Origin of the sequence: Rosenbergiella nectarea (assembly GCF_900111105.1) — a bacterium.
GTDB lineage: Bacteria > Pseudomonadota > Gammaproteobacteria > Enterobacterales > Enterobacteriaceae > Rosenbergiella > Rosenbergiella nectarea.
The window spans coordinates 1-23,828 of record NZ_FOGC01000004.1; the positions used below are offsets into that span (position 1 = coordinate 1).

Consider the following 23,828-nt stretch of genomic DNA (forward strand, 5'->3'; position numbering starts at 1 on the left):
CGTTTTGAACCAACATTGAGTATGAGTGAACCAACATTATCACGGCTTATTTACTGTCTAACGTTGTCTTACAGTGGTAAAATTACTCACTATCTCCTTTTGCTGGTGGTCATTATGAGTAAATCACTGTCCGTTACTTTTCGCGTTCCTGCTGAACTGGTCGAATCATTTACCAATGCTGTGAGTGAGTCCGGCACTGATAAAACTGCATGGCTCATTGACGCTATACGCCACAAAATCAGCCAGCCAGATAGTAATCCCGATCGCCGCATGATTGCCCTAGTCGAGCGAATGGAAACGGCGGCGGCTGCGTTAATTGGTGGTAAGCAAGGCATCCCTCAGCATCCATACAATGAGGCGGCTGTACTTCAAGTAGTGGCTGATACCATAAAACAGGGCTTTGATAACGGTCGGGTGATAGCTCAAAGGATTAACGAGGCTGGCTATCAGACTAGGGCGGGCAAGGCTTGGGATAAGGACATCTACAGCGCGTGGAAGCGACAAAAGGACACCGCTACGAAAATAGCGGCGGTCGTTGGGTAAAGTTTTAACCAGCAACTTTTCGCGGGTGAACTAACGGATTTGAAATCCTTATCTTGGCGGGCGTGGTTTCTTCCACTGGTAGGGCGCGGCTTCCATCGTTCGGCGGTAACGCTCCTTTGCTGCCAGCGCGTTTCTAATCTCGTTGCGGGTGGTGTAGAGCGTGTGTCTGTCCAACTTCTCGCCCTGTAGTCGAGCCATCTGTAGCACTGTCATTTCTAGATTTCACGGTCTAGCATTGGTCGCCTCGCTTACACGTTAACCAGTGATATGTTGACATAATTATTTGTTCTAAGTGATAGTTGGTATCCATTTCTAAATCTATGAGATTTATCAAAATGCTTTTCAAAGCTGTAATTGGTGCGTTGGTCGTTGTACTGATTGGAGTACTGTCAAAATCGCGTAATTATTATATTGCCGGCCTAATTCCACTGTTTCCTACTTTTGCTCTAATCGCTCATTATATCGTGGGTAGCGAGCGTTCTATAGAGGCATTGAAAACCACTATTATTTTCGGTCTGTGGGCGGTGATACCCTACATTGTGTATCTTGTTTCGCTATATTTTCTGCTCAATATTTTAAAGCTACCGGTGGCTTTAACGGCGACTATAGGCTGCTGGATGTTGGCTGCTTGGGTTTTGATCCAACTATGGAACCGCTGGCATCCGTAGTTTTTTTCTGGACGTTTTTAATAAAAAGACTGAGAGCGCGGTCTTTATCCTAAGAGCCTTAGAGTTTTTACCTCCCCCCTTGGCATATCCTTAACGCTTTATTGTCTGCGCTATTATCCGGTCGGTATGCTTCCCCATCAAGCCATTAATCAGCATCATTTCCCGATAGTGTTCAGTGCGTGGTGGTGGGGTCATGGCATGCAGTTCAGCCCATCGCTTAGCCAGTATCAGATTACGCGCTCTGTTGCTGTCTATGGCGGTGAAGTATTCAGGTACTACCATTGGGAAGAAAGCCTGCCTGCTCCTCTCTCCGTGCTTCATAGCGTTAGTATTGCCCATCGGTGCACCTGAGCCTTTGCGCTTTCCACCCCATCTTGATTGTTGGTTATTAATCGTGGACGCCATTGATTTGTCGCCGCAGGTTAGCAATGTGCGTATCAGCGTCTTTTATTGAGGCGAATAGCTCACCCATATCTTTATCTTGAGGGAACTTATAGCCTGTTCTTGCACTGAACTTCTTCTCAAGCCCGTCTGCTGTTCCGGCTGGTGCTTTGCCGGATAACTCATCCATTAATGCCGATAGGATTTGACCATCAAAGTTATCGGATGACGACTGAGCCTCTAATCGCTTTCGTATTTGTGACAGCATTGCTCTATTACTCATGCGTTACCTTCCCATTTCACACGGCGCGGGTCGCCCTCTGGATACACCTCTTGCCATGCCTCGCCGCCATGCTTACCGAAAGGAATGTAGGACTTACTCGCAATTACAATATCGCCGTTCGGGTCTCTATCTATGCCCACCAGCTCAAGCCCATTAATGCGCTCATGAGGCGATAGGTTGTTAATCCGGTTCTTTATTGAATCGAGCGTTTTACGATTTGTCATTTTCCATAGCCTCTAGTCGTTCTAGTATCTCTTTCATTTCTCGTCTTACCTCATCAATTTCAGCCACTCTGGCAACGCTAGCGGCAGCGTTAATGATGTGTGCGCCAATATCAGGGGTTACTTCCCCACGGCTGATAGCGGCTAATACAGACATACTAAAGCGGGTGAGGTCGGTAGTGTCTGCGAGGAATTCAACGGTCGGCATTGTTGTTTTACTTACAGGGTCGCAACGGTCAGCCCATATCTTTAAACAAGCAGTATCTCCGGCTTTGATGCCTTCGGTGATTGACCTCATCGCATCGGGAGTGAGATCCATTAGTTGGCGTCTAATCTCTGCGCCTTTACCGGGTCTGCCGCTTGGATTTCCGGACATTCCTTTAGTCCAGCGGGTAGGGTATTTTCCCTGTTCTTTCCTGCTATCAGGAGGCATGAATATTCCTTAATAAATCTAGATAGCTGTCATTCCATCAGGCCAGTGATGCTTACCTTGCCGCAGCTTTCACGGTTCAACGTTCTCGGCGGGTTCTCTTTGGTCAGTAGCTCTAGCGTTGATTGTCCGGCGGTCGTGGTTATCTTATACATCCGGTCGGTTACTGTGATTGAGTCAGGCAACAGCGTAATGATTGAATTATCGTAATCACGGGGCGTACCTGTGAACTGTTGGCCTAGTAGCTTCACTCGGTCGCCATTAATGCTTGATTGATAGCGGTCGAGGTGAACGCTGAAACTCCCACATTGAAAGGCATTGGTGGTAAGTGGTGCGAGTATGAGTAGTGCGACTAGCTTTGTTTTTAACTTCATGCTGCTTCACCTCGGTCTATCGTGTCGATGAGTTGATAAATTCTTGCTTCTTTAAGCGATTCCCTAGATTCAAAGAAATTGATTATTTCAGGGTGTGGGGTCACTCGTTTTTGCTCTACAAGGTCAGCCAATGCCTCAATATCCTTCCAGTAAATGCTTACGATGCTCTTGCATAAACTTAACGATCTTAGATACATCCATTCGCTATGGTCTGGCATCCCACACGCCTTTTTTTGAATCTTTTCTAACGCCTTAGATATTTCCTTGCTGTCTGACTTTGCCGTTTTAGTCATCAAGTGGTCGATACTTTGCCCAGTGTAAACGGACTCAGCCGCAGCCCCTGCTATCAGAATGGATAGCATAGCCTTTGGGTCAGGCGTTAATTCATCTCCATGCCATAAGCTATGAAGGCACGCGGCTTTGCAGTCGTTATGTTCATTGCCGCCACTAAAAACAATGGTTCTATTCTCGTCAGCGATGCCTATCTCAATAAAAGATGCGCCCCATAAATAGGCTAAGAGTGCATGCCCTGCCTCATGTATAGACAGGTATCTCTCCCATTTCGGGAAGCGTTGCTGCTCTTTGTTCTCCATTATTTAGCCATGTCCCGTAACGCCTTAGCCATGAGGTGACAGGCGATAACGTGGATTGTTGGGGCGACATTAAGCGGTGACTTGCTGCGTTCCTCGCGCTGAATCGCTTGGAGCGCCTCGATTTGCTCACGACTCAGTAACACGGGTTTTAGTTCTGATTTAGTCATGGTGATTGTTTGCTGTGTCGGTTATTTATACAGACATTATAATTGTAATTATTGAAATGATTAATATGTTTATGCCGATTTATGAAACGATTGTTTAATGGTAAGGATCGAATGAGTAGATCAAACTAATAAGCCGCTAGGCTGCGGCTTGCATGGGTTTATGACTTGATTATAAATGCATGCCCGTTGGGTTTGGCTATCCCCATGCGGTGCTGTGTGGCGGTGGCCTATCCAAGTTTTTACGGTCGACTTTTAGCTGTTATCCGAAGGGGGGGGGGATTAAGCCCCAAAATGATACAGGGGCTTTAAAGTGGATTTATAATGGAAATTATTGTTCAAAAAAATTATAGATAATATCGTTAAGTATAAACACCATAGATATTTTTTAGTTAAACTTGAAGTTATTATAATAATTTATTCTTGATGCATATTTTTTTATGATGCACATATCATATATGCTTCCATAAAATCCCGTATCTTTTTCATAAACATCAGCTTCTGTAATACATTCTGAATCAATCCATAATTCCCATTTTTTTTTCGATGAAAAGAGATCGTTATTAAGATCGGTGAAGTTGGTTACGAATTTTTTTTCACTCTTTATTTTTGCCAATAGGTTTTTAAAACTTTTTTCATATTTCTTTTTCAAAATGGCTGACTCTTCAGAAAAGCATGCATAAGTATCATTAGTCAAGGATTTAGAAGAGCATTTGTCCATAATATCCTCTGCTTGACCTGCTTGACCTGCTTGACCTGCTTGACCTGCTTGACCTGCTTGACCTGCTTGACCTGCTTGACCTGCTTGACCTGCTTGACCTGCTTGACATTCAACAACTATGAAAGAATTTATTATTATAAATAAACATAAAATACGAATCATAATCCTCTCCTGAGGTATTTAATTCTTCCCCGTCCATTTTCGAAGGTAAGTAAATATGGAGAAGATGAAATAAATGCTACTACCTCGTCTATATCATTTCTCTCAAAATATTTTACATCGGAATTGCTTATAGCTCCTTGGTATTTCATATCAATGAAAACATCTTTTATCTTACTGCCAAGTTTATTCCATTCCAAGGCATCACCACTACAATATTTTTTATAAAACCTAACTGAGTCATTTACATAGTAAGGGTATGTTATTTTAAATAATTTTAATTGTTGCTCTTCACTTATCTCACCTATTTCATCCCGATATTTACTTACGAAATACAGCGCATCACAATTATGTTTACCTGCCGCTAATGAGATTTTCTTTACTTGCTCAATATCAATGCCCGCATTTCTTAGGTCATTGATGATGACTTGGCTAGTTCTATTGCTCATATCGTAACCACGTCCAATGGTTACACCAGATTTTGATTTTGTTGATGTGCATAGCTTAGCTGATCCAGGCCAGTGTATGACGCGAGAATAACCATGGTTTCCCTTTATATTATTACCTTCAGCTCTAAAAGTTAATTTTCCTTCCAGCGGTTCAAGCATACGTAAGTTCCCTTAATTTCACCCTAAAATTTTTCGTTAACTAAAACTTACATTAATAAAATTCAATGTATCTTGAGCTAAAACAATATTTGGAAGGGCAGTTTCTTGAAATGTCCTGACATATCTAAATACATAACTAATTATCCAAGTATGGCAAGCAAAATATTTTCGCAGTGTGGAGTTACTCTACCAGAATGGTGGTCTGATTTTTTTCCTCTTTCCTGCCGCCTGTACGGGCTTCTGTGGCCTTTTCTCTGGCTCGACTGGCTTCGGTGTTGGTTTGCGCTTTAACGATAATACAGGGCGTTTGGCTTCGTTATTGTCGGTCATGGTTAAAACTCCGGTTCATCGTTAAAAGGATAGTTCTCATATTCCGGCGGCACGTTGCTTTGTGGTTTCGGTGCTTGAGGGGTGGACTTTCTGCCGGACGGTCGAACTGTTTTTGCACTGATAACAGAATCGGCAATCACCTGAGCCTGTTCTTTCTTCACGCCGTCTTACCTGTCCACTGGTTCAATTGCATATTGCCCGCCACACTCATCATGTCGCCCTTTGAGTGCTTCGCCAGTACCTCGGCCTGTTTACCTAACGCGACTACACCTAGCCAGTAAGTTGCCTGTCCTTAATCTAACTTTTGATAAACACCATCAAAGGAAACACTAGCCCCACCACATTGTTTATTATCATTAATAATGATCTGGTGTCCTATTAATTTTATTTTACCAGTGCAAAGATCAGGGCCATTCCAACTCATAGCACCGTTAACAACCTTTGCATCAGAATCCAACTCCCCATAATGTAAGTTCCCATGCCCACCATACCAGTAAGATTGACCACTTATATGGTATTTTCCACCCTTTTTAAGGGCAATGTTCACTGTACTATCCCCATACTCCCAAACACCTACGATATTTTTTCCATTTATTTTCCTATCTACATTTTTCTTTATTGTCACATCCTCGCTTTTAACAAAATCAACATTATTATCATCTTTCCAATAACATAGAAAACCTTTCATAGCGTGTGATAGTAAAACCTCATCCCCTTTTAAAAGACGCCCCTTACTGACACACTTCTCATTCCCATCAATACACTCATCATCATAGCTTTTAGTGTTTTTATTTATTATTCCAACATTATAATTTCCATCATAAGTAGGGAACATACCATTTCTACATAAGTCATATTCGTATTCATACGCCAAACACTGTGAGCAATAAAAGACAAAAGAAAGTAATAAAAATCTCATAAATACACACCCTACAAATATTTTAAAATTAGAAAAAATATACCATAAATTTTTAAGTAAAAAGGAGATAATATTTTATGATAAAGCCTGAAGCAGGGTTGATAACTTTCCTAGCAGAAGGGAAAGATACAAAGGGATCTATAGGTTATTCAAGAGAAATACACTTCCCCGGAAATTATAATCAATGCAATAAGAATGCATCTGGGGTAACTATCGGCAGAGGGTATGATGTGGGAAGAAGATTTAAATCTGAGATTTTATCAGATTTAAGAGCATCAGGAGTCCCACAAAATCAAGCAAAAGAAATTTCAAAAAGCTCTATGTTACAAGGTTGTCAGGCTGCTAATTTCGTTAAAGAAAACAAAAGTAAAATAGGTGAGATAACTGAAATGCAACAAATCAAACTTTTTAACATAACCTATGATAAATACGTTAAAAGAGCTATTGTTTTTTACAAGAAATACAAAGGGATCAAATCTTTAGAATGGAATAGAAAAGATAGTAAGATAAGAGATGTTTTTGTAGATCTTCTTTATCAAGGGTTAATGACAAAAGATATGGTAAGGTATTTTGAAGAAAACAAAAAAGAAGATGTGATAAATATGATAAGAAGAAAAAAAGGAATAATGATGTACGAGAAAAACAGAGGAAGAATACAATACTTAACGAATGGAAATTGATTAAAATTTTTTATAAATAGGTGATTAGTGTACTCCATAGATTTAGTCAATCACATGTGGGGTCTACTTTGGTAAAAATGGGATCCACCTTCGGTTCAATCCTTACACCTCAAGTTATTGCCATTAAATCACTATATGTATTTATAGTGTTGAATTTTATAATTTTAGCTTTAAAACTATGATTGATATGTTCCGGAGTAAGATGGTTACTTAATAGATGTAGGGCGAATCACCCCGACAACACATTTTTAAAGATCTGTCATTCGAATTGATGTTCACATTTCGGCAAACGAACCTGTATTGCTGACTATTTCTAGTTAAAGCATCTATATAAGAAGCCAGCAATATCTTTAAAGAGCATTCCACTAGCATATGGAATTCAGAGATCTCCGCTTCTTCAGCGGCGTAAGACGAACCTACTGGTAAGGATTCGTCTAATGTCAAAGAGCAATTAATATCCAGTTACGTCTACTACAAATGACTACTTTTTACTCGCCCAGTGTTTTTATACTGTTTTAAAATTCCCATGTATCACGTTATCACCACGCTCTAATGCGTCTAGATAGTCGGCGTAATCCTGTAGCATCGTTCTACGGCCTTATAAATATTGAGCATGGTTATAGATAACACGAATCGAGTTTTTATCAACGTGAGCAAGTTGGGTTTTTATCCACGATGAGTTATAGCCTTGCTCGTGTAGTAGTGTGCTGAGGGTGTGTCTGAATCCGTTTCCTGTCGCTCTGCCATCATAGCCGATACGTTTGATCACCTGATTGATACTTGCTTCACTCATAGGCTTGCCAGCATCATTCCTTCCATGAAAGACATATCTCCCACGGCCTGTATGCTGGTCGAGTTATTCTAGCAGCTCTCTCCCTTGGTGTGAGATTGGAACGATATGGGGGCAGTACATCTTCATTCTTTTAATGTTTATCTGCCAAATACCTTTGTCGAAATCTATATCCGCCCACTCGGTAGTGCGTAGCTCAATAGTTCGTAGGCCAGTAATCATCAGTAGCTTGGTAGCAATTCTGGTTATCATGCTGCCAGAATATTTATTTAGCTCATTGAGGAACGCGGGGACCTCCTCAACATTGAGGTGAGGGAAGTGCTTTTGCTTCGGTGCTTTCAATGCGCCTGATAAATCAGTAACCGGATTATTCTCGGCTCTGCCAGTGATAACAGCATGAGTAAATATCTGCCTACAGGCTTGCCGGGTCTTTTTTAGTTTATCCAGTACGCCACGCTGCTCCATCTTCCGAAGAACTGCCAGCATCTCGGCGGGTTTAATCTCGTTAATGGCGCGCTTACCAATAAAAGGGAAGATGTCTTTAGTCAAGTACTCAAGAATGTCCTCAGCGTAGCCCTGTGACCAGTTTTCTTTTTTGTGGTTGTGCCACTCGATAGCGATAGACTCGAAGCTATTCTGGACGGCTAGGACTTTGGCTGCTTTCTCGGCTTGCTTCTCTTGGCTTGGGTCGCCGCCTTCTGCCAGAATCCTTTTGGCTTCTTCGCGCTTGGTTCTAGCTTCTGATAATGAAACAGTAGGGTATACACCGAACACAACACGCTTTTCCTTTGGCCCCATTCGATACTTCATACGCCAGCTTTTTGTGCCGTTCGGAAAAACTTCTAAGTACATGCCCCCACCGTCAGCCATTTTATAGGCTTTTTCTTTGGGCTTTGCTGCTTTGATTTCGGTCGCTGTGAGTTTCATTTGGGGGCATCGAGTTTATTGAACCTACGGATGCCCCCAATAATGCCCCCACTTTATTGTGGATGCAAGTGGATAGTAATGGATGTTAGTAGACAAGGGATTGGCTAAGATGCTTGATTTTACTGGGGTGAGTAGACGTTACTGGAGGGTAGTGGATGTCGAAATGGTGCGCCCTATAGGATTCGAACCTATGACCTACGGCTTAGAAGGCCGGTGCTCTATCCAACTGAGCTAAGGGCGCCCTGATTTCTGTCACGGATTATACGGCTGAAGGGTCATGAGTCAATCACTTTACGCGTAGAATCAGTTTATTGCTGAAGCTTTGAGCATAATTCGCAAATCTTAACCTGACAGCTTTGTCTGCTTCTGACAAAATACAGGGATCCCCCCTAATAGCTTAAAAGTGGATTTTATCCGGATGTCAGCGAAAATTATTGATGGTAAAACGATTGCGCAGCAAGTTCGTGCTGAAGTTGCTGCTGGAGTTCAACAACGCCTTTCGGCAGGTAAGCGTGCTCCTGGACTCGCCGTTATCTTAGTCGGTAGCGATCCAGCTTCTGAAATTTATGTCGGCAGTAAACGTAAAGCGTGTGAAGAAGTGGGCTTCATCTCCCGCTCTTATGACTTACCGGCGACCACCAGTGAGCAAGCCTTGCTCGAGCTTATCGATCAACTCAATGAAGACCAAGCGATTGACGGCATTTTGGTTCAGCTTCCTCTACCGGAAGGAATCGATAATGTGAAAGTTCTGGAACGTATTGCCCCCAGTAAAGATGTTGATGGTTTCCATCCCTATAATGTGGGCAGACTCTGCCAACGTGCCCCGATCTTACGCCCTTGTACACCACGGGGGATCATCACGCTATTAGAACGCAACAATGTCGATACATTTGGATTGAATGCAGTTATCGTTGGCGCTTCAAATATTGTCGGTCGACCTATGGCGCTGGAGTTACTGCTCGCAGGCTGTACCACGACAGTCACACATCGCTTTACTAAGGATCTACGTTCCCATGTTGAGCGTGCAGACTTGCTGGTGGTTGCGGTAGGCAAAGCACACTTCATTCCAGGCGAATGGATTAAACCGGGCGCGATTGTTATTGATGTAGGAATTAACCGTTTAGAAAATGGAAAAGTGACTGGAGATGTAGACTTTACAACTGCCTCCGAACGCGCATCACTTATTACCCCGGTTCCGGGGGGCGTCGGCCCGATGACCGTCGCAACACTGATCCAAAACACGTTAGAAGCGTGTGAAAAATACCATAGTGGGAGTAACCAATAATGCAGCAGTTTTCGTTAGGAAAACATTCACACGTTGATCTTTGTGATCTACTTAAACTGGAAGGACTGACAGAGAGCGGGGCGCAGGCAAAGATCGTTATCGATGCCGGAGAAGTCACCGTTGATGGAAAAATCGAAACCCGTAAACGCTGTAAAATCCACGCACAACAAGTGGTGAGTTTTGCTGGTCAATCCATACAGGTTATTGCGTAATTACGCTTCAACTACCGGTGAGTGCGTACTTATCGGTAGTTGAGTCAGAGCGTCCCTATTTTCACTCCGTCATTCCCCTCTGTCTTTACTCTCCGCTATCCTAAGTTAACAATATTGTTATAAGATTGTTTAATGGTTTTTACTGGGAATCGGATAATTAAATGAAAAAGCTCCTCTCTTCTTTACTGGTGATCGCCGCTGCGGGCAGTAGTGCTTGGGCAAATGCTGCACCCTTCACGTTGACTTCACCCGACTTCACATCAGGTAAGCTGTTACCCGCCGCCGCGGGGGGGAAACCGGGTAATGATCCGGCCTGTCATGGGCAAAATATTTCTCCTTTACTCGAATGGCAGAATGCGCCAGTCAATACCAAGAGCTTTGCGCTGATTATTCAAGATCCACAAGGTAAAAATGGTTTGGGGGCCACCCACCTCGTTGCTTATGGTATTCCGGCCACCACACAACGTTTAGAGCGCACGGCATTAAGTAATGGCAAAGGCTTTGTGGGCGGGGTAAACAGTAAAGGTAGCGAAGCCTATGTCGGTCCTTGTCCTCCTCCGACACGTGATCTGCATTATTACACCTTCACCTTAATTGCCACCGATCTGCCGACTAATGCATTCCCTGCTGGGTTATTACGAGAAGAGTTACTTCATAGACTTGAGGGGCATGCGCTGGCCTCAGCAGGTATGGTCGCGGGCTATCAAGCTAAAGCCGCCCAATGATTTTCTAAGAGAGACTGTGTTTGTGCTTATATTCTTAACGCTATTAAGCTTCCTTTTATTACTGCTCACCCTTGCACCGCTTTCGCATTGTCGCTATTGGTGGGTGAGGGTATGGGAGTTTCCACGAGTTCAATTATTGACCATTGCATTGATACTTGCCTTCGCCGCCAGTTATTATGAGTTCGACTCCACCCTATGGGTAACCTGTTTACAGGTTATTACTCTAGGCTGCGCGGCCTATCAACTTTTCTGGATTTATCCTTACACGGCGTTATCACGCAAACAAGTTGCGGATGCGCAGTCCGATTGGACGGGCACCACGTTAAAAATCCTGGTTTCAAATGTGCTTACCCCAAACCGTCAAGCCGATAAACTGTTAGCGTTAGTCGAACAGGAGAAACCTGACGTATTGGTCGCGGTAGAGACTGACCAGTGGTGGGAAGACCAGCTCAAGCCGCTCGAACAGGACTATCCTTGGCTGATACGCTGCCCACAAGATAATCTCTATGGTATGCACGTCTATTCACGGGTAGAAGTGCGTGATGCGAAAATTCAATTTTTAGTCGATGAGGCCATTCCTTCTGCCCATCTCCTATTAGTCACCGCGGATGGGCTAGAGGTCAGCTTACACTGCCTGCATCCTATGCCTCCTAGCCCGACAGAGAGCGATGAGTCGACCGATCGTGATGCAGAACTGGTTATGGTAGGGAAGAGTGTTGAGCAACGCGATATACCGGTTATCGTCACGGGGGATATGAATGATGTGGCGTGGTCGCGTAGTACGCGTCTCTTTCTTAAAGTCAGCGGATTGATGGATCCACGGCGGGGAAGAGGAATGTTTTCGACTTTCCATGCCAGCTATCCCTTCCTGCGTTGGCCACTGGACCATGTCTTTCACAGCAAAGCTTTTGTCTTGAAGGATCTGAGACGGCTTCCAAGTATTGGGTCTGACCATTATCCTTTCTACGTCGAGCTGCTTTATCATCCTCAACAGGGGGCTCAACAACAAAAACTTTCACGTACTCAGGACGATGAAAAACTGGCTAAAGAGGTATTGAATCAAGTCGGCGGGCATGAACAACATGTTCACCGTCCTGGTGAGTAAAAAAATTGCTAGTTGCCAGTGGTGGTGGGAATGGGTTCGGTTCCATAAAAAGCTGTTTTTACTGGATGAATATCAACCAATTGTACAAAAAAACGATATTTATCACTTTTTCATCAGATCTTACTGGACAAATGGCTCCGCAATTGGTGTACTAGATACCGACACAGATTTAGTGTCTTTTTTTAATGTAAAGGTAATATAGATGTCTAAGATTAAAGGTAACGTTAAGTGGTTTAATGAATCCAAAGGATTCGGTTTCATTACTCCTGAAGATGGCAGCAAAGATGTATTCGTACACTTCTCTGCTATCCAGAGCAATGGCTTCAAAACTCTTGCTGAAGGTCAACGCGTAGAGTTTGAAATTACTGACGGCGCTAAAGGCCCATCTGCTGCTAACGTTATCAGCCTGTAAGTTAACAGCCAGAATTTCAAAAACCCGCCGCTTTGGCGGGTTTTTTTTTGCCTTTACGTTAAGTCGATGTTAATACGCAATCTGTTACAGATCATAATTGTGTTATAATCCTGTTCTATCATGATAGGTAGAGTGTCCTGCTAGGTATTGAGGTTGAAAGAGAGTTATGGAAGGTATTAGCTTAGCCAAGTTGTTAATCATCGGCGCATTGATCGTTTTATTGTTTGGTACGAATAAGTTACGTTCTCTTGGAGGCGACTTAGGCAGTGCAATTAAAGGCTTTAAAAAAGCGATGAAAGACGACGATAGCGCGGGAAAAAATTCTACGTCGGAAGAGGCTACGGCAGACCGCGTGACTCACAAAGAGTAGTGAATAAATAATTTACGGCAGAGTGTAAGTAAATATAAAAAAAGCCAGCCCTCCTTAGAGCGCTGGCTTTTTTGATCTTGAAGTAGCGTTACTTGATCTCGATGCCCTGTGCTTGCATATCGGCATGGTAAGAAGAGCGCACAAAGGGACCACAGGCGGCATGAGTAAAGCCCATCGCCATCGCAGCCTCTTTCATCTCGTCAAACTCAGCAGGGCTAACGTAGCGCTGTACAGGAAGGTGGTGACGGCTAGGTTGCAGATACTGCCCCAGCGTCAACATCGTTACACCGTGGCGACGCAGATCATGCATGACTTCAATAATTTCTTCATTAGTTTCGCCAAGCCCGACCATCAATCCAGATTTAGTCGGGATGTCAGGATGTGCCTGCTTGAATTTTTCTAACAGTGTCAGTGACCATTGGTAATTGGCACCCGGGCGTACTTGGCGGTATAAGCGCGGCACATTCTCCAGATTGTGGTTAAACACGTCCGGTGGTGTGGCTGACAGGATTTCTAATGCTTTATCCATCCGGCCACGAAAATCGGGTACCAGGGTTTCAATTTTTATGCTGGGGCTTTTTTCGCGGATCGCAGTAATACAGTCGGCAAAATGCTGCGCGCCACCATCGCGTAAATCATCACGGTCCACTGACGTAATCACCACGTAGCGCAATGCCATATCAGCAATCGTCTGGCCCAGTTTTACTGGCTCGTTGGTATCAGGCGCGACAGGACGACCATGGGCAACATCACAGAAAGGGCAGCGTCGGGTACAGATCGCCCCAAGGATCATAAAGGTAGCCGTACCGTGGTTAAAGCATTCTGCAAGGTTAGGGCAGGAGGCTTCTTCACAGACCGAATGAAGGCCATTTTTACGCATGGCAGCTTTGATACCTTGAATACGGCTTGAATCAGCAGGTAGTTTGATCTTCATCCACTCAGGTTTACGCAGTATTTCTTGGCGTTCGGTTACCACGGTCTTCACCGGGATCAATGCCATTTTATCGGCATCCCGATATTTGACACCGCGTTCCATCTGTATTGGTTTGCTCATAAGGTATTCCGCGTCACTGTCAGAAGAATCATGCTCGATACACCACAGATTCAACTTTTCTGATAAATTTGCAAAAGTATATCACTCGGCCGCTGCTTAGACAGCCTTAAGCGCACAAAAGTTACAAGGTTGTAAAATAAAGAGGGTGTTCACTGGTTGGGGGAGTGTCGCTAACCACCTGCTGACAATGGATATAGTGTGTAAAGTGTTTAACCAGATCCTGTGACACCCGATCCAATCCACGCTGGCTACCTAGATCCCTCAATTGAGTCATCGTTAGGTCGGCGTAACCACAAGGGTTAATGCGCGTAAAAGGGGAAAGATCCATATCAACATTGAGTGCTAAGCCATGGAAAGAGCAGCCGTGACGAATACGTAGCCCGAGTGAACAAATTTTCTGTTCAGCAACATACACGCCCGGCGCGTCGGCGCGGGCATAAGCTTGCAGGCCATCTTCAGCCAAGGTGTCAATGACAGTATTTTCTAATGCAGTCACTAGCTCTCGAACCCCAATTTTTCGACGGCGGATATCGATCAATACATACATAATTTGTTGACCCGGCCCGTGAAAAGTCACTTGGCCTCCCCGATCGCTTTGCATAACGGGGATGTCACCCGGCGCTAACAAGTGCTCAGCCTTACCGGCTTGCCCTTGAGTAAAGACCGCGGGGTGCTCAACCAACCATACTTCATCCGCGCTACGCTCAGTTCGGCTGTCGGTGAAACGATGCATCGCCTCAGAAATCGACTCCCACGGTTGCTGACCAAGATGGCGAACAATCAGCGGGGGCAACGGTGCAACAGGGATTGGTTGATCATGACTCATTACATCACCATACGGACGATTTCGATATTTCCTAACTCTTCGTATAGGGTTTCGACTTGGTCGATATGTGTCGCGTTAATGGTGATCGAGACAGAGTGGTAGTTACCCTTGCTGCTTGGCAGGATGGTTGGGGAGTATTCGCCCGGGGCATGGCGTTGTACCACTTCAATCACTTGGTCGACCAATTCAGGTTGTGCTAGGCCCATCACTTTATAAGTAAAAGGGGTAGGGAACTCTAACAGTTCGTTTAATTTGGTTTTCATAGTCACTCCGAATGAAAAAAGACTCCCGCAAGCGCGGGAGATTATATTAATAATTATGTGGGGGCGATGTGCAGAAAATCAAGCACTCTAGCCAAACCAATGATGGAACATGAGCTTGATATGATCGACGATTTTACTGAAGAAACCGCCCTCAGGTACGGCGTTAAGCACCATTAACGGACGCTTATCAATAATTTTCCCATCCAGCTGGAAATTGATGGTTCCGACAACCTGATTTTTTTGGAGCGGCGCCTGAAGTTCGCCCGAATCGAGGACATAGCTGGCTTTAAGATCTTTCATACGGCCGCGCGGCACCGTGATGTAAACATCTTTATTCACACCAAGCTCGACTTTATCCGTATCACCAAACCACACGGGTTCGGACGCAAAGTCTTTACCTGCTTTGATTGGAGAGATGGTTTCGAAGAAGCGGAAGCCCCACGTTAGCAACTTCTTACTCTCAGTTTCACGGCCTTTATAGGTGTGGCCACCCATGACCGCAGAAATTAGACGCATTTGACCTTCGGTTGCTGACGCGACCAAGTTAAATCCTGCCGAATCAGTATGCCCGGTTTTTATACCGTCGACGTTCATGCTGGTATCCCACAGTAATCCATTACGGTTTAGCTGGCGGATATTATTGAAGGTAAATTCTTTTTCGTGATAAATCGCGTACTCGTCCGGAACATCTCTAATCAACGCTTGGCCAATTAATGCCATATCGCGTGCTGAGCTATATTGCCCGTCTGCATCCAATCCGTGAACCGTTTGGAAGTGGGTGTTTTTTAACCCCAGTGACTTGACATAATTGTTCATCAGCCCGACAAAGGTCTCTTGGCTACCGGCAACATAATCAGCCATGGCCACACAAGCATCATTACCTGATTGGAGAACAATGCCCCGAGTCAGTTGAGAGACCGGTACGCGGTCACCCGGTTTCAGGAACATTAACGATGACCCTTTAAATACCGGGTTTCCGGTGGCCCAAGCATCTTGTCCAACCGTGACCATGTCATCTTGGTGGATCTTGCCGGCTTTGACGGCCTGACCAATCACATAACTGGTCATCATTTTGGTTAAACTTGCGGGATCACGACGCGCATCAGCATTCTTCTCGGCGAGCACTTTACCCGAGTTATAATCCATGACGATATACGCTTCGGCATCAATATTAGGCACACCCGGGATCATGGTTTGGACGATATTATCGTCCGCCATTGCAGAGGGGCTTACTAGCACTGCCACCAGGGGGAGTAAGGTGAGACGCTTTAACATTTTTGGAGCGAGAGTCTTCTTCATTGTAACGTTCTCATTCAGAGGCAGTACAAACTCCCCGTTAAACGCTGTTTAACGGGGAACCTTGTGCGTCTTAATTATTATTTGAAGTGATAAAAGAATTCACATTATCTTGGGCGAGACGTTGTTGTAGCGCAGTTGCCTCGCTGCGGCTGCCGTATCCGCCGAGTTGAACGCGATAAACATTGCCATTCACCGCTTCAACGTGTCCTGCAACATTATAATGTTGGGCTAACTTCTTCTGCAGCTCATTTGCACGCTCAGCGCTGTTAACGGCGGCAACCTGCACAACGAATCCTTTACCATTACCGTGGCTGGATGCGGTGGGTTTCGTCACAGGAGGATTAACCGCGGGCGTGGCATGAGGAGATGCTGCTACAACCGCTGTCGCTTTGGTCGCTGGCGCAGGAGACGTTTGGGTAGTCACCGGTGTTTGTTCTGCTTCGTCAGACTCTAGTACACCACTGCGTAAAGGTTGCGGTGCCCCTTGTAGACCGTTGCTATGCACCGGCGCACCACTGTCGCCATTACTCTGCAACTCACTATTGTCCACGGCACGAACATCACTCTGTGCCGCAGTGGTGGAGGTGGTGACTGGCGGTAGCGCAGTGCTGCCTGATGCAGTGGGATCTCCGGCGCTCATCCCACCATCGAGATTGGGACGTGCGGGAAGATCATAGCTCTGTTTTGCAACACGAGTACCAATAGTGCCTGGGCCTGACAGCGTACCGTCCGCAGCGACATTGATGACATCAATACGTACCCGACTGTTATTCGAGGTGTTTAAGCGGGTCGCTGCAGCAGGAGAGAGATCAATGATCCGCCCGGGAATGAATGGACCTCGGTCATTGATACGGACCACGATTTGACGATTATTCGCCAGGTTTGTGACGCGCACGTAGGACGGGATCGGTAAGGTGGGATGTGCAGCCGTGAAAGCATCCGAATCAAACGCTTCGCCTGAGGCAGTACGGTTACCTTGTGCATCGGCACCATAGGTTGAGGCTAACCCGATTTGACTAAAATTTTGCGTATCCGTAGCGATTTTATACCGAATACCATTAACGCTGTAATCGTTATTAGCAGTCGTGTAGCGAGGCTCGTATTTCGGTTCAATACCGGGTATCTCGACTACCGGTCCATTATAGGCAGGCAGTGGGGGAGCGGTATAATTTTGCTGTGACTGTTCTGACGAACAGGCCGCTAAGATTAATGATGCCAAACTAATTCCAAGCCATTCCTTTCGCATGTCTGCCTCTTATACGCTTTTAGATAACATTTTTCGATGAGTATGGATTGACATAACAATGCCAAAACCTGCCATGAGGACCACCAGTGCTGAGCCACCATAACTCACTAAAGGTAAGGGAACTCCCACAACCGGCAGAATACCACTCACCATACCAATATTGACGAACACATAGACAAATAAAATTAGCATTAATCCCCCGGCCATCACACGGCCAAAGGTGGTTTGCGCACGGGCCGCGATGATTAAGCCACGAATAATTAACAGCAGATAAAGAGCGAGTAGACCGAGAACGCCGATAAGCCCCAGCTCTTCTGCGAGCACCGCAAAGATAAAGTCAGTGTGGCGTTCAGGCAGAAACTCAAGCTGAGATTGAGTACCGTGTAACCAGCCTTTACCCCGTAATCCGCCCGAGCCGATTGCAATCTTCGATTGAATAATATGGTAGCCAGCACCCAGTGGATCACTCTCTGGATTTAACAGCATCATTACCCGATCGCGCTGGTAATCATGCATCAAGAAGAACCATAAAATAGGAATAAATGCAGCGAGCAGGAGCACGGCAATACCAATTAATCGCCAGCTCATTCCAGAAAGGAATAGAACAAAAATACCTGAGGCGGCGATTAAGATAGCGGTACCTAAATCTGGCTGAGCAGCGACTAATAATGTTGGTACGGCAATTAAGACCAACGCAATCCCGGTATTTTTGAGTGAAGGCGGGCAAACATCGCGATTGATAAAGCGAGCGACCATCAGCGGCACGGCAATCTTCGCGATCTCTGACGGTTGAAAGCGAATAATGCCAAGATCTAGCCAGCGCTGTGCCCCTTTACTAATATGGCCAAAGGCATCGACGGCAATCAGCAATACAACGCTTAGAATATACAGATAGGGCGCCCAGCTTTCATAAACCCGTGGCGGGATCTGTGCTAGCGTCAACATTAAGGCTAGGCCCATACCAATTTGCCCAATTTTACGCTCCATCATTCCTGGATCTTGGCCACTGGCGCTCCAGATAATAAACCCACTATAGGTTAGCAGCGTTAAAATGATGATCATAAACAGGGGGTCAACGTGGATACGGGTCCAGATTGATTGTTTCTGTGGGTGGTCGCTCATGGGCATTACTCGTCACCTTCATAGCCAGCAGGTTTTGGGGCCTCTGGCGATAATTGGGTATTGTTGTCACCTAACATAATATGGTCCAAAATTTGGCGCATGATGGTGCCGACTGCTGCGCCAGAACCACCATTCTCTAAAATCATCGTGATGGCAACGCGTGGGTTATCATAGGGGGCGAAGGCAGTCATCAATTTGTGATCACGCAAACGCTCAGAAATTTTGTTCGCATTATAGGTCTCGTTCGCTTTCAGCCCAAATACCTGTGCAGTACCGGATTTTGCGGCAATTTTATAAGGAGCACTGATAAAACTCTTATGCGCCGTACCGTTAGGACGGTTAGCAACGCCATACATCCCATCCTTAGCAATCTCCCAGTAACCAGAGTGTACATCCCCAATAACCTCTGAGACGGGGGGCTGATAAGGGTGACTAGTGCCTGCCCGATTAGCTGATAATAATAAATGAGGCACTTTAAGCACACCATCATTGATTAACGCCATTAATGCTTTATTCATTTGTAACGGCGTGGCTGTCCAATACCCTTGGCCGATCCCCACAGGAATAGTGTCGCCTTGATACCAAGGTTTTTTATAACGATTTAACTTCCACTCACGCGTCGGCATATTGCCTGCGCTTTCTTGAGGGAGGTCTATACCCGTTCGTTGGCCATAACCAAATTTCGTCATCCATTCAGATAGGCGATCAATCCCTAAATCATACGCGACTTGGTAGAAAAACGTGTCTGCAGACTCTTCAAGAGACTTAGTCACATTAAGACGGCCATGTCCCCATTTTTTCCAATCACGAAAGCGTTTCTCACTGCCGGGTAATTGCCACCAACCGGGATCAAATAAACTGGTGTTCTTCGTTATGACGCCAGCACTTAACGCCGAAACCGCAACGAAAGGTTTTACGGTCGAGGCCGGCGGATAGGCTGCTTGAATGGCTCGGTTGTACAATGGACGGTCAGGATTGGTCAATAATTCTTTATAATCTTTACTTGAGATGCCTTCGACGAATAAGTTGGGGTCGTAGCTAGGCGTAGAGACCATCGCTAAAATTTCGCCATTACGAGGATCGCTGACGACAACCGCTGCACGACTGCCTGCTAACAATGTCTCGATATATTGCTGTAACCCTAAGTCTAGGGTCAATGTAATATCTTCACCGGCTTGTGGAGTGACTTCACTCAGTTGCCTAACAACCCGACCACGGTTATTAACCTCCACTTCTTCATAACCGGTATTACCGTGCAAGATATCTTCATAATAGGCTTCCACGCCAAGTTTTCCGATATCATGACTTGCGCTGTAATTTCCCGCTTTTTGCTCACGGGTTAAGCGAGCCATATCTCGGTCATTAATCTTCGACACATAGCCGACAATATGGGTGAGGCTTGCGCCATAGGGGTAATATCGGCGTTGGTAGCCCTTGATTTCTACCCCGGGAAAGCGGTACTGATTGACGGCAAACCGGGCAATTTGTTCGTCGTTCAATTCACTTTTTACGACAACAGAAGTGAAGCGTCGAGCTTGTTTACGCTCTTTCTCGAAGGCTTGAAGCTCTTCGTCGGTCAGAGATAAGACGGGTTGTAACGCTTTTAGCGTTTCGTTTAGATTGCCAACTTTCGCAGGCAGGATCTCTGCTTGATAGATGGTTCGATTCAGGGCAAGCGCGGTCCCAGTACGATCATAGATAATGCCGCGACTGGGCGCGATGGGCACCAATTTAATACGATTCTGGTTAGAACGAGTGCGGTAGTCATCATAGTGCACGATCTGGAGATGACACATATTGATGATAAGAATCGAGAGTAAGAGAAAAACACCCACAAGTGCGATGGCCGCCCGTTTCACAAACAATTTTTGTTCAGCGCTGTAATCACGAAAAGCGTAGGCGGTCAATTTCATGCAAGTGTTTTCTACTTATTCAAAGGTCGAGAGTTTATTCGCGATGGTAAGGATGGTTAGTCGTAAGACTCCATGCACGATAGAGGCTTTCAGCAACTAACACTCTGACTAATGGATGGGGTAAGGTCAATGGTGAGAGTGACCAACTTTGATCTGCCGCAGCTTTACACGCTGGGGCAAGACCTTCAGGCCCACCAATCAGTAAGCTGACATCCCGGCCGTCCTGCTTCCAACGATCAAGTTGTTGAGCCAGCACTGGCGTTTCCCATGGGGTACCGGGAATATCTAAGGTGACAATTCGGTTGCCTTTTCCCACTACAGCTAACATCGCCTCACCTTCTTTTTCAAGGATCCGCTTTATATCGGCGTTCTTACCTCGCTTACCCGCGGGAATTTCGATAAGCTCGAAGGGCATATCGCGCGGAAAACGACGTAAATAATCCATAAAGCCGGTTTGCACCCAATCGGGCATTTTAGTGCCTACGGCGATGAGCTGTAATTTCACTCATTAACTCCAGAGTTTCTCAAGCTCATAAAGCTGACGAGCTTCTTCTTCCATGATATGGACGATGACTTCACCCAAATCGACCACCACCCAATCACCAGAAACTTTACCTTCTGTACCCATTGGCTGTAAGCCCACGAGTTTGGCTTCCTGTTTCAGATGGTCTGCGATAGACATGACATGACGCGATGAAGTCCCGGTACAGATCACCATACAATCAGTGATACTGGATTTACCGTGAACATCAATGGAAATTATGTTTTGTGCTTTAAGATCGTCAACTTTGTCGACAACAAAATCTTGGAGTGCTTGGCCTTGCAAAAGCTTCACCTTCGGTAATGATGGTTAAAAAGTAAAATCCCTAGCCGCCGAAAACCGGGTTAACTAGGGGTTGAGGTTCATTGTAACACGCTGTCAACGGGGGCGATATAAGCCTGTTTCAGCGATATACTCGATGACGGCATCGGGGAGTAAACCGTGACAAGAGAGGCTGTGGTGTAAACGTCGACGAATATCGGTTGCAGAGATCGTGTACAGCGAGGTGTCGGCAAGAAATATCCCCCCGCAGGGGTTACGGTGTAGGCTGGCCGCATCGGTGAGATGCCGCGTGATCCATAATTGGACTTTGTTATCAGCATGCTGGCTGGAGTAACCTGGACGCTGCGCCACTATCAGATGGCAATATTCCAGTATCTCTTGCCATCTATCCCATTTGTTGATGCTGAGTAGGGAGTCTTGACCAATAATAAAGGCTAACGGCGCTTTTTCTCCGACCTCTTCACGCAGCAGCGTTAGGGTATCAATGGTCCAAGAGGGGATATCTCGTTCAAGCTCTCGACAATCAATCGAAAAGAGGGGGGCATCTTGAATCGCCCGTTTAAGCAACTCCACGCGTTGTGTTGCGCTGGCTTCGGGTTGAGGGCGATGTGGCGGCACATTGTTGGGAAGCAATGTGACGTTTTGGAGATCGAGCAGCGAGGCAATTTCACGCGCGCAATGTAAATGACCGTTATGGATGGGATCAAAGGTCCCCCCAAACCATGCAGACAGCTTAGACATGATAAAGTCCTGTAGGAAACTGAGGCTGACAAATCAGCACGCTCAGCGCGTTTAAGGCTGGCCAACACTCGGCAGAGAAATCTTTTTTTACCGCGATTTCAAGTGAGGCTAAATGATGGATGATATGACGTAAACGGACCCGGTCAAGTCGCTGTAAAGCGCTAGTATAAAGTTGACGTTTATTTTGCCACACGCGGAGTTTGTCCATTGCTGCGCGACGGCCATCCATCGGTGCAGAGGAAACTTCAAGCAGGATCATAATTTCTCGTTGCAGCGTTCTGAGCAGAATGATCGGTTCCTGATCTTCCGACTGCAGTTGCTGTAACACATGCAAGGCACGTTTGCTTTTTCCTGCCAGTAAGGCATCGATCCAGTGGTAGGGGGTAAAGACGGCCGCATCATACACAGCTTCTTCTACTCGCGGTAAGGTCAGCACCCCATCGGGCCATAATAGCGACAGCCGTTCTAAGGCTTGCGATAAGGCTAATAAGTTGCCTTCATAGTAATAACAAAGCAGGCGTAGCGCAGGCTCGTCGATCGATAATGACATGGCGCGACAGCGCTGTTGCACCCAACGCGGCAGTTGTTGGTGGTCAGGGGTGTGGCAGGTAACCAGTAACCCCCCGTCAACTAACCCTTTGTACCAAGCGCTGTTCTCTTGGGCTTTGGTTATTTTTGGCGCATGGATGATCAGTAGTAAATCTTCATGCACCAACGAAATAAGCTGGGCCAACTGGCTAGCCTGAGCGGCATTCGGGCCGTTTTCCGCCAGCTGCAAAATGAACACTTGTCGCTGACTGAACAGGCTCATGGCTTGGCACTCACTGAATAGCGAATCCCAATCGGTGTGTTGGTCGATCGAAAATGAATGATGCTCAGCGAAGGCGTGCGACCGAGCGGCAACCAAAATGGATTGCTGACTCTCGTGGTGCAGAAGGGGGTCGCTACCGACTAATAAATAGTAACGACGCAACCCATGGTTGAGTTGCGTCGAAAGTTGCTCGGGGAACACTCTGGTCATTAGTTACCGAGCGCTACACCAGCGTTACTGCTTTGTTCTGAAGTACTGGTAATCACCTCAGGTTGCCCTAATGCTGCAGGTTGGGCGACAGGCGCAGTACCATTAATTTGTTGCTCAGCGGCATGGACAGCAAGTAACTGACGTACGAGTTGTTCAGACGCCCTGACACGCATTTCTTGGCTAATCATATCTTGCTCTGAATCTGCGGCAAGCGGGTTGCCAGAGTTATCAAAGTAAGAACGATAAACCGTTGTGTGCAGTGGGAAAATACCTTTACCGGGAATCAGAATTTGGCCCGTTATGGTCATCACCAATTGGTACTCCGCTCGGCTACCATCTAAGAAAACAGAGGCAGTGTCACGGTGATTATTCTCACCCGCCAGGCGTAAAGTAGGAACGTTTACGCGCTGAGTGGCAGAGTCTTCAACCAATTTTATACCGCTTAACCGTAATTGTTGGCGTACTGCACGCGCGAGTGGGCCATAAGGATCGTCACTCGTTAGAATCATAGTTTTCATTTCTTTAGGAATTTTAGTATTTCCACGAGTATGAAAACCACACCCTGCGGTGCTGAGCACCGCGGTCGCCATCATTAAGCAGAGTAGAAAATGTCGCACATT

32 protein-coding genes, 1 tRNA gene and 2 pseudogenes are annotated in these 23,828 nt (G+C 45.8%); 10 read left to right on the forward strand and 25 right to left on the reverse strand.

Annotated elements, in window-relative coordinates:
• The first annotated feature begins 114 nt into the window (after positions 1 to 114).
• From BMX14_RS06045 to BMX14_RS06050, 3 genes are all read left to right on the forward strand, one after another.
• Positions 115 to 543: a hypothetical protein gene (locus BMX14_RS06045; RefSeq protein WP_092674274.1), complete on the forward strand. Its 429-nt coding sequence runs from the start codon at positions 115 to 117 to the stop codon at positions 541 to 543.
• 39 nt (positions 544 to 582) lie between these two features.
• Positions 583 to 732, forward strand: a complete 150-nt coding sequence (locus tag BMX14_RS16835; RefSeq protein ID WP_230527350.1) for a hypothetical protein — start codon at positions 583 to 585, stop codon at positions 730 to 732.
• Between the two features lie 140 nt (positions 733 to 872).
• Entirely contained in the window at positions 873 to 1,211 is a 339-nt protein-coding gene (locus BMX14_RS06050) for a GlpM family protein (protein WP_177173104.1), read from the forward strand.
• 90 nt (positions 1,212 to 1,301) lie between these two features.
• Here BMX14_RS06050 and BMX14_RS06055 read toward each other — a convergent pair whose 3' ends face one another.
• The 11 genes and pseudogenes from BMX14_RS06055 to BMX14_RS16845 form a co-directional block, all read right to left on the reverse strand.
• On the reverse strand, positions 1,302 to 1,616 hold the full coding sequence (locus BMX14_RS06055) for a hypothetical protein (RefSeq protein WP_092674280.1): 315 nt from the start codon (positions 1,614 to 1,616) through the stop codon (positions 1,302 to 1,304).
• On the reverse strand, positions 1,600 to 1,875 hold the full coding sequence (locus BMX14_RS06060; protein WP_092674283.1) for a hypothetical protein: 276 nt from the start codon (positions 1,873 to 1,875) through the stop codon (positions 1,600 to 1,602). Before BMX14_RS06060 ends, BMX14_RS06055 begins: the two co-directional genes overlap by 17 nt.
• Positions 1,872 to 2,099, reverse strand: a complete 228-nt coding sequence (locus BMX14_RS06065) for a hypothetical protein (RefSeq protein WP_092674286.1) — start codon at positions 2,097 to 2,099, stop codon at positions 1,872 to 1,874. The genes BMX14_RS06060 and BMX14_RS06065 overlap by 4 nt, the downstream gene beginning before the upstream one ends.
• Positions 2,086 to 2,529 (reverse strand): hypothetical protein, encoded by a 444-nt coding sequence (locus BMX14_RS06070; protein WP_092674289.1) that lies wholly within the window; start codon positions 2,527 to 2,529, stop codon positions 2,086 to 2,088. Before BMX14_RS06070 ends, BMX14_RS06065 begins: the two co-directional genes overlap by 14 nt.
• Before the next feature lie 29 nt (positions 2,530 to 2,558).
• Entirely contained in the window at positions 2,559 to 2,900 is a 342-nt protein-coding gene (locus BMX14_RS06075; protein WP_092674292.1) for a hypothetical protein, read from the reverse strand.
• Entirely contained in the window at positions 2,897 to 3,493 is a 597-nt protein-coding gene (locus BMX14_RS06080) for a hypothetical protein (protein ID WP_092674295.1), read from the reverse strand. The genes BMX14_RS06075 and BMX14_RS06080 overlap by 4 nt, the downstream gene beginning before the upstream one ends.
• Positions 3,493 to 3,660, reverse strand: coding sequence for a hypothetical protein (locus BMX14_RS16565; RefSeq protein WP_177173097.1), 168 nt, complete (start codon positions 3,658 to 3,660; stop codon positions 3,493 to 3,495). Before BMX14_RS16565 ends, BMX14_RS06080 begins: the two co-directional genes overlap by 1 nt.
• A 385-nt stretch (positions 3,661 to 4,045) precedes the next feature.
• Positions 4,046 to 4,540: a lysozyme inhibitor LprI family protein gene (locus BMX14_RS06085; RefSeq protein ID WP_092674298.1), complete on the reverse strand. Its 495-nt coding sequence runs from the start codon at positions 4,538 to 4,540 to the stop codon at positions 4,046 to 4,048.
• Positions 4,537 to 5,145, reverse strand: a complete 609-nt coding sequence (locus tag BMX14_RS06090; RefSeq protein WP_092674301.1) for a lysozyme family protein — start codon at positions 5,143 to 5,145, stop codon at positions 4,537 to 4,539. Before BMX14_RS06090 ends, BMX14_RS06085 begins: the two co-directional genes overlap by 4 nt.
• Positions 5,146 to 5,477: 332 nt before the next feature.
• Positions 5,478 to 5,767: pseudogene (locus BMX14_RS16840) on the reverse strand (single-stranded DNA-binding protein); the annotation flags it as partial.
• Positions 5,768 to 6,394, reverse strand: a complete 627-nt coding sequence (locus BMX14_RS16845) for a hypothetical protein (protein WP_230527352.1) — start codon at positions 6,392 to 6,394, stop codon at positions 5,768 to 5,770.
• A gap of 77 nt (positions 6,395 to 6,471) precedes the next feature.
• Between BMX14_RS16845 and BMX14_RS06100 the strand changes: the two genes are divergently transcribed.
• Positions 6,472 to 7,074, forward strand: a complete 603-nt coding sequence (locus BMX14_RS06100; RefSeq protein ID WP_092674304.1) for a pesticin C-terminus-like muramidase — start codon at positions 6,472 to 6,474, stop codon at positions 7,072 to 7,074.
• A 505-nt stretch (positions 7,075 to 7,579) separates the two neighbouring features.
• On the opposite strand, the pseudogene BMX14_RS06105 reads toward BMX14_RS06100, so the two are convergent.
• A pseudogene (locus BMX14_RS06105) lies at positions 7,580 to 8,791 on the reverse strand (tyrosine-type recombinase/integrase).
• 164 nt (positions 8,792 to 8,955) lie between these two features.
• Positions 8,956 to 9,032: transfer RNA gene (locus BMX14_RS06110), tRNA-Arg, on the reverse strand.
• A 177-nt stretch (positions 9,033 to 9,209) separates the two neighbouring features.
• Here BMX14_RS06110 and folD point away from each other — a divergent pair.
• The 6 genes from folD (at position 9,210) to tatE (ending at position 12,900) form a co-directional block, all read left to right on the forward strand.
• Positions 9,210 to 10,076 (forward strand): bifunctional methylenetetrahydrofolate dehydrogenase/methenyltetrahydrofolate cyclohydrolase FolD, encoded by an 867-nt coding sequence (gene folD / locus BMX14_RS06115; protein ID WP_092674306.1) that lies wholly within the window; start codon positions 9,210 to 9,212, stop codon positions 10,074 to 10,076.
• Complete coding sequence (ybcJ, locus tag BMX14_RS06120) at positions 10,076 to 10,288, forward strand: ribosome-associated protein YbcJ (RefSeq protein ID WP_092674309.1); 213 nt, start codon at positions 10,076 to 10,078, stop codon at positions 10,286 to 10,288. The genes folD and ybcJ overlap by 1 nt, the downstream gene beginning before the upstream one ends.
• Before the next feature lie 161 nt (positions 10,289 to 10,449).
• Positions 10,450 to 11,013 carry a YbhB/YbcL family Raf kinase inhibitor-like protein gene (locus tag BMX14_RS06125; RefSeq protein ID WP_092674312.1) on the forward strand — a complete coding sequence of 188 codons (564 nt, stop codon included), beginning with the start codon at positions 10,450 to 10,452 and terminating at the stop codon, positions 11,011 to 11,013.
• A gap of 16 nt (positions 11,014 to 11,029) precedes the next feature.
• Positions 11,030 to 12,118, forward strand: coding sequence for an endonuclease/exonuclease/phosphatase family protein (locus tag BMX14_RS06130; RefSeq protein WP_408011862.1), 1,089 nt, complete (start codon positions 11,030 to 11,032; stop codon positions 12,116 to 12,118).
• A 202-nt stretch (positions 12,119 to 12,320) separates the two neighbouring features.
• Positions 12,321 to 12,530, forward strand: a complete 210-nt coding sequence (gene cspE / locus BMX14_RS06140) for a transcription antiterminator/RNA stability regulator CspE (protein WP_006118399.1) — start codon at positions 12,321 to 12,323, stop codon at positions 12,528 to 12,530.
• Positions 12,531 to 12,696: 166 nt separating this feature from the next.
• Positions 12,697 to 12,900, forward strand: coding sequence for a twin-arginine translocase subunit TatE (tatE, locus tag BMX14_RS06145; RefSeq protein WP_092674320.1), 204 nt, complete (start codon positions 12,697 to 12,699; stop codon positions 12,898 to 12,900).
• 88 nt (positions 12,901 to 12,988) lie between these two features.
• On the opposite strand, the gene lipA is transcribed toward tatE, so the two are convergent.
• The 12 genes from lipA to lptE all read right to left on the reverse strand — a co-directional run bounded on the left by lipA (position 12,989) and on the right by lptE (position 23,825).
• Positions 12,989 to 13,954, reverse strand: a complete 966-nt coding sequence (lipA, locus tag BMX14_RS06150) for a lipoyl synthase (protein ID WP_092674323.1) — start codon at positions 13,952 to 13,954, stop codon at positions 12,989 to 12,991.
• A gap of 121 nt (positions 13,955 to 14,075) precedes the next feature.
• Entirely contained in the window at positions 14,076 to 14,780 is a 705-nt protein-coding gene (gene lipB, locus BMX14_RS06155; protein ID WP_092674326.1) for a lipoyl(octanoyl) transferase LipB, read from the reverse strand.
• Entirely contained in the window at positions 14,780 to 15,043 is a 264-nt protein-coding gene (ybeD, locus tag BMX14_RS06160) for a DUF493 family protein YbeD (RefSeq protein WP_092674329.1), read from the reverse strand. The genes lipB and ybeD overlap by 1 nt, the downstream gene beginning before the upstream one ends.
• A gap of 87 nt (positions 15,044 to 15,130) precedes the next feature.
• The gene (gene dacA / locus BMX14_RS06165) at positions 15,131 to 16,342 is read right to left on the reverse strand and encodes a D-alanyl-D-alanine carboxypeptidase DacA (protein ID WP_092674332.1); all 1,212 of its coding nucleotides are present in this window, start codon (positions 16,340 to 16,342) and stop codon (positions 15,131 to 15,133) included.
• Between the two features lie 70 nt (positions 16,343 to 16,412).
• Positions 16,413 to 17,588 (reverse strand): endolytic peptidoglycan transglycosylase RlpA, encoded by a 1,176-nt coding sequence (gene rlpA / locus BMX14_RS06170; protein ID WP_092674335.1) that lies wholly within the window; start codon positions 17,586 to 17,588, stop codon positions 16,413 to 16,415.
• 9 nt (positions 17,589 to 17,597) lie between these two features.
• Positions 17,598 to 18,710: a peptidoglycan glycosyltransferase MrdB gene (gene mrdB, locus BMX14_RS06175; RefSeq protein WP_092674772.1), complete on the reverse strand. Its 1,113-nt coding sequence runs from the start codon at positions 18,708 to 18,710 to the stop codon at positions 17,598 to 17,600.
• Positions 18,711 to 18,715: 5 nt separating this feature from the next.
• Positions 18,716 to 20,623, reverse strand: coding sequence for a peptidoglycan DD-transpeptidase MrdA (gene mrdA / locus BMX14_RS06180; protein WP_092674338.1), 1,908 nt, complete (start codon positions 20,621 to 20,623; stop codon positions 18,716 to 18,718).
• A gap of 34 nt (positions 20,624 to 20,657) precedes the next feature.
• Positions 20,658 to 21,128, reverse strand: coding sequence for a 23S rRNA (pseudouridine(1915)-N(3))-methyltransferase RlmH (rlmH, locus tag BMX14_RS06185; RefSeq protein WP_092674341.1), 471 nt, complete (start codon positions 21,126 to 21,128; stop codon positions 20,658 to 20,660).
• 3 nt (positions 21,129 to 21,131) lie between these two features.
• Positions 21,132 to 21,449, reverse strand: coding sequence for a ribosome silencing factor (gene rsfS, locus BMX14_RS06190; protein ID WP_092674344.1), 318 nt, complete (start codon positions 21,447 to 21,449; stop codon positions 21,132 to 21,134).
• 93 nt (positions 21,450 to 21,542) lie between these two features.
• On the reverse strand, positions 21,543 to 22,187 hold the full coding sequence (gene nadD / locus BMX14_RS06195) for a nicotinate-nucleotide adenylyltransferase (protein WP_092674346.1): 645 nt from the start codon (positions 22,185 to 22,187) through the stop codon (positions 21,543 to 21,545).
• The gene (gene holA / locus BMX14_RS06200; protein WP_092674349.1) at positions 22,180 to 23,208 is read right to left on the reverse strand and encodes a DNA polymerase III subunit delta; all 1,029 of its coding nucleotides are present in this window, start codon (positions 23,206 to 23,208) and stop codon (positions 22,180 to 22,182) included. Before holA ends, nadD begins: the two co-directional genes overlap by 8 nt.
• The gene (gene lptE, locus BMX14_RS06205) at positions 23,208 to 23,825 is read right to left on the reverse strand and encodes an LPS assembly lipoprotein LptE (RefSeq protein WP_092674352.1); all 618 of its coding nucleotides are present in this window, start codon (positions 23,823 to 23,825) and stop codon (positions 23,208 to 23,210) included. Before lptE ends, holA begins: the two co-directional genes overlap by 1 nt.
• Positions 23,826 to 23,828 lie beyond the last annotated feature (3 nt).

Excerpts from the sequence above, each read along its gene's own strand:
- BMX14_RS06045 (WP_092674274.1), top strand. The coding sequence starts at position 115 with ATGAGTAAATCACTGTCCGTTACTTTTCGCGTTCCTGCTGAACTGGTC.
- BMX14_RS06055 (WP_092674280.1), bottom strand. The coding sequence starts at position 1,616 with ATGGCGTCCACGATTAATAACCAACAATCAAGATGGGGTGGAAAGCGC.
- BMX14_RS06060 (WP_092674283.1), bottom strand. The coding sequence starts at position 1,875 with ATGAGTAATAGAGCAATGCTGTCACAAATACGAAAGCGATTAGAGGCT.
- BMX14_RS06065 (WP_092674286.1), bottom strand. The coding sequence starts at position 2,099 with ATGACAAATCGTAAAACGCTCGATTCAATAAAGAACCGGATTAACAAC.
- BMX14_RS06070 (WP_092674289.1), bottom strand. The coding sequence starts at position 2,529 with ATGCCTCCTGATAGCAGGAAAGAACAGGGAAAATACCCTACCCGCTGG.
- BMX14_RS06075 (WP_092674292.1), bottom strand. The coding sequence starts at position 2,900 with ATGAAGTTAAAAACAAAGCTAGTCGCACTACTCATACTCGCACCACTT.
- BMX14_RS06080 (WP_092674295.1), bottom strand. The coding sequence starts at position 3,493 with ATGGAGAACAAAGAGCAGCAACGCTTCCCGAAATGGGAGAGATACCTG.
- BMX14_RS16565 (WP_177173097.1), bottom strand. The coding sequence starts at position 3,660 with ATGACTAAATCAGAACTAAAACCCGTGTTACTGAGTCGTGAGCAAATC.
- BMX14_RS06085 (WP_092674298.1), bottom strand. The coding sequence starts at position 4,540 with ATGATTCGTATTTTATGTTTATTTATAATAATAAATTCTTTCATAGTT.
- BMX14_RS06090 (WP_092674301.1), bottom strand. The coding sequence starts at position 5,145 with ATGCTTGAACCGCTGGAAGGAAAATTAACTTTTAGAGCTGAAGGTAAT.
- BMX14_RS16845 (WP_230527352.1), bottom strand. The coding sequence starts at position 6,394 with ATGAGATTTTTATTACTTTCTTTTGTCTTTTATTGCTCACAGTGTTTG.
- BMX14_RS06100 (WP_092674304.1), top strand. The coding sequence starts at position 6,472 with ATGATAAAGCCTGAAGCAGGGTTGATAACTTTCCTAGCAGAAGGGAAA.
- folD (WP_092674306.1), top strand. The coding sequence starts at position 9,210 with ATGTCAGCGAAAATTATTGATGGTAAAACGATTGCGCAGCAAGTTCGT.
- ybcJ (WP_092674309.1), top strand. The coding sequence starts at position 10,076 with ATGCAGCAGTTTTCGTTAGGAAAACATTCACACGTTGATCTTTGTGAT.
- BMX14_RS06125 (WP_092674312.1), top strand. The coding sequence starts at position 10,450 with ATGAAAAAGCTCCTCTCTTCTTTACTGGTGATCGCCGCTGCGGGCAGT.
- cspE (WP_006118399.1), top strand. The coding sequence starts at position 12,321 with ATGTCTAAGATTAAAGGTAACGTTAAGTGGTTTAATGAATCCAAAGGA.
- tatE (WP_092674320.1), top strand. The coding sequence starts at position 12,697 with ATGGAAGGTATTAGCTTAGCCAAGTTGTTAATCATCGGCGCATTGATC.
- lipA (WP_092674323.1), bottom strand. The coding sequence starts at position 13,954 with ATGAGCAAACCAATACAGATGGAACGCGGTGTCAAATATCGGGATGCC.
- lipB (WP_092674326.1), bottom strand. The coding sequence starts at position 14,780 with ATGAGTCATGATCAACCAATCCCTGTTGCACCGTTGCCCCCGCTGATT.
- ybeD (WP_092674329.1), bottom strand. The coding sequence starts at position 15,043 with ATGAAAACCAAATTAAACGAACTGTTAGAGTTCCCTACCCCTTTTACT.
- dacA (WP_092674332.1), bottom strand. The coding sequence starts at position 16,342 with ATGAAGAAGACTCTCGCTCCAAAAATGTTAAAGCGTCTCACCTTACTC.
- rlpA (WP_092674335.1), bottom strand. The coding sequence starts at position 17,588 with ATGCGAAAGGAATGGCTTGGAATTAGTTTGGCATCATTAATCTTAGCG.
- mrdB (WP_092674772.1), bottom strand. The coding sequence starts at position 18,710 with ATGAGCGACCACCCACAGAAACAATCAATCTGGACCCGTATCCACGTT.
- mrdA (WP_092674338.1), bottom strand. The coding sequence starts at position 20,623 with ATGAAATTGACCGCCTACGCTTTTCGTGATTACAGCGCTGAACAAAAA.
- nadD (WP_092674346.1), bottom strand. The coding sequence starts at position 22,187 with ATGTCTAAGCTGTCTGCATGGTTTGGGGGGACCTTTGATCCCATCCAT.
- holA (WP_092674349.1), bottom strand. The coding sequence starts at position 23,208 with ATGACCAGAGTGTTCCCCGAGCAACTTTCGACGCAACTCAACCATGGG.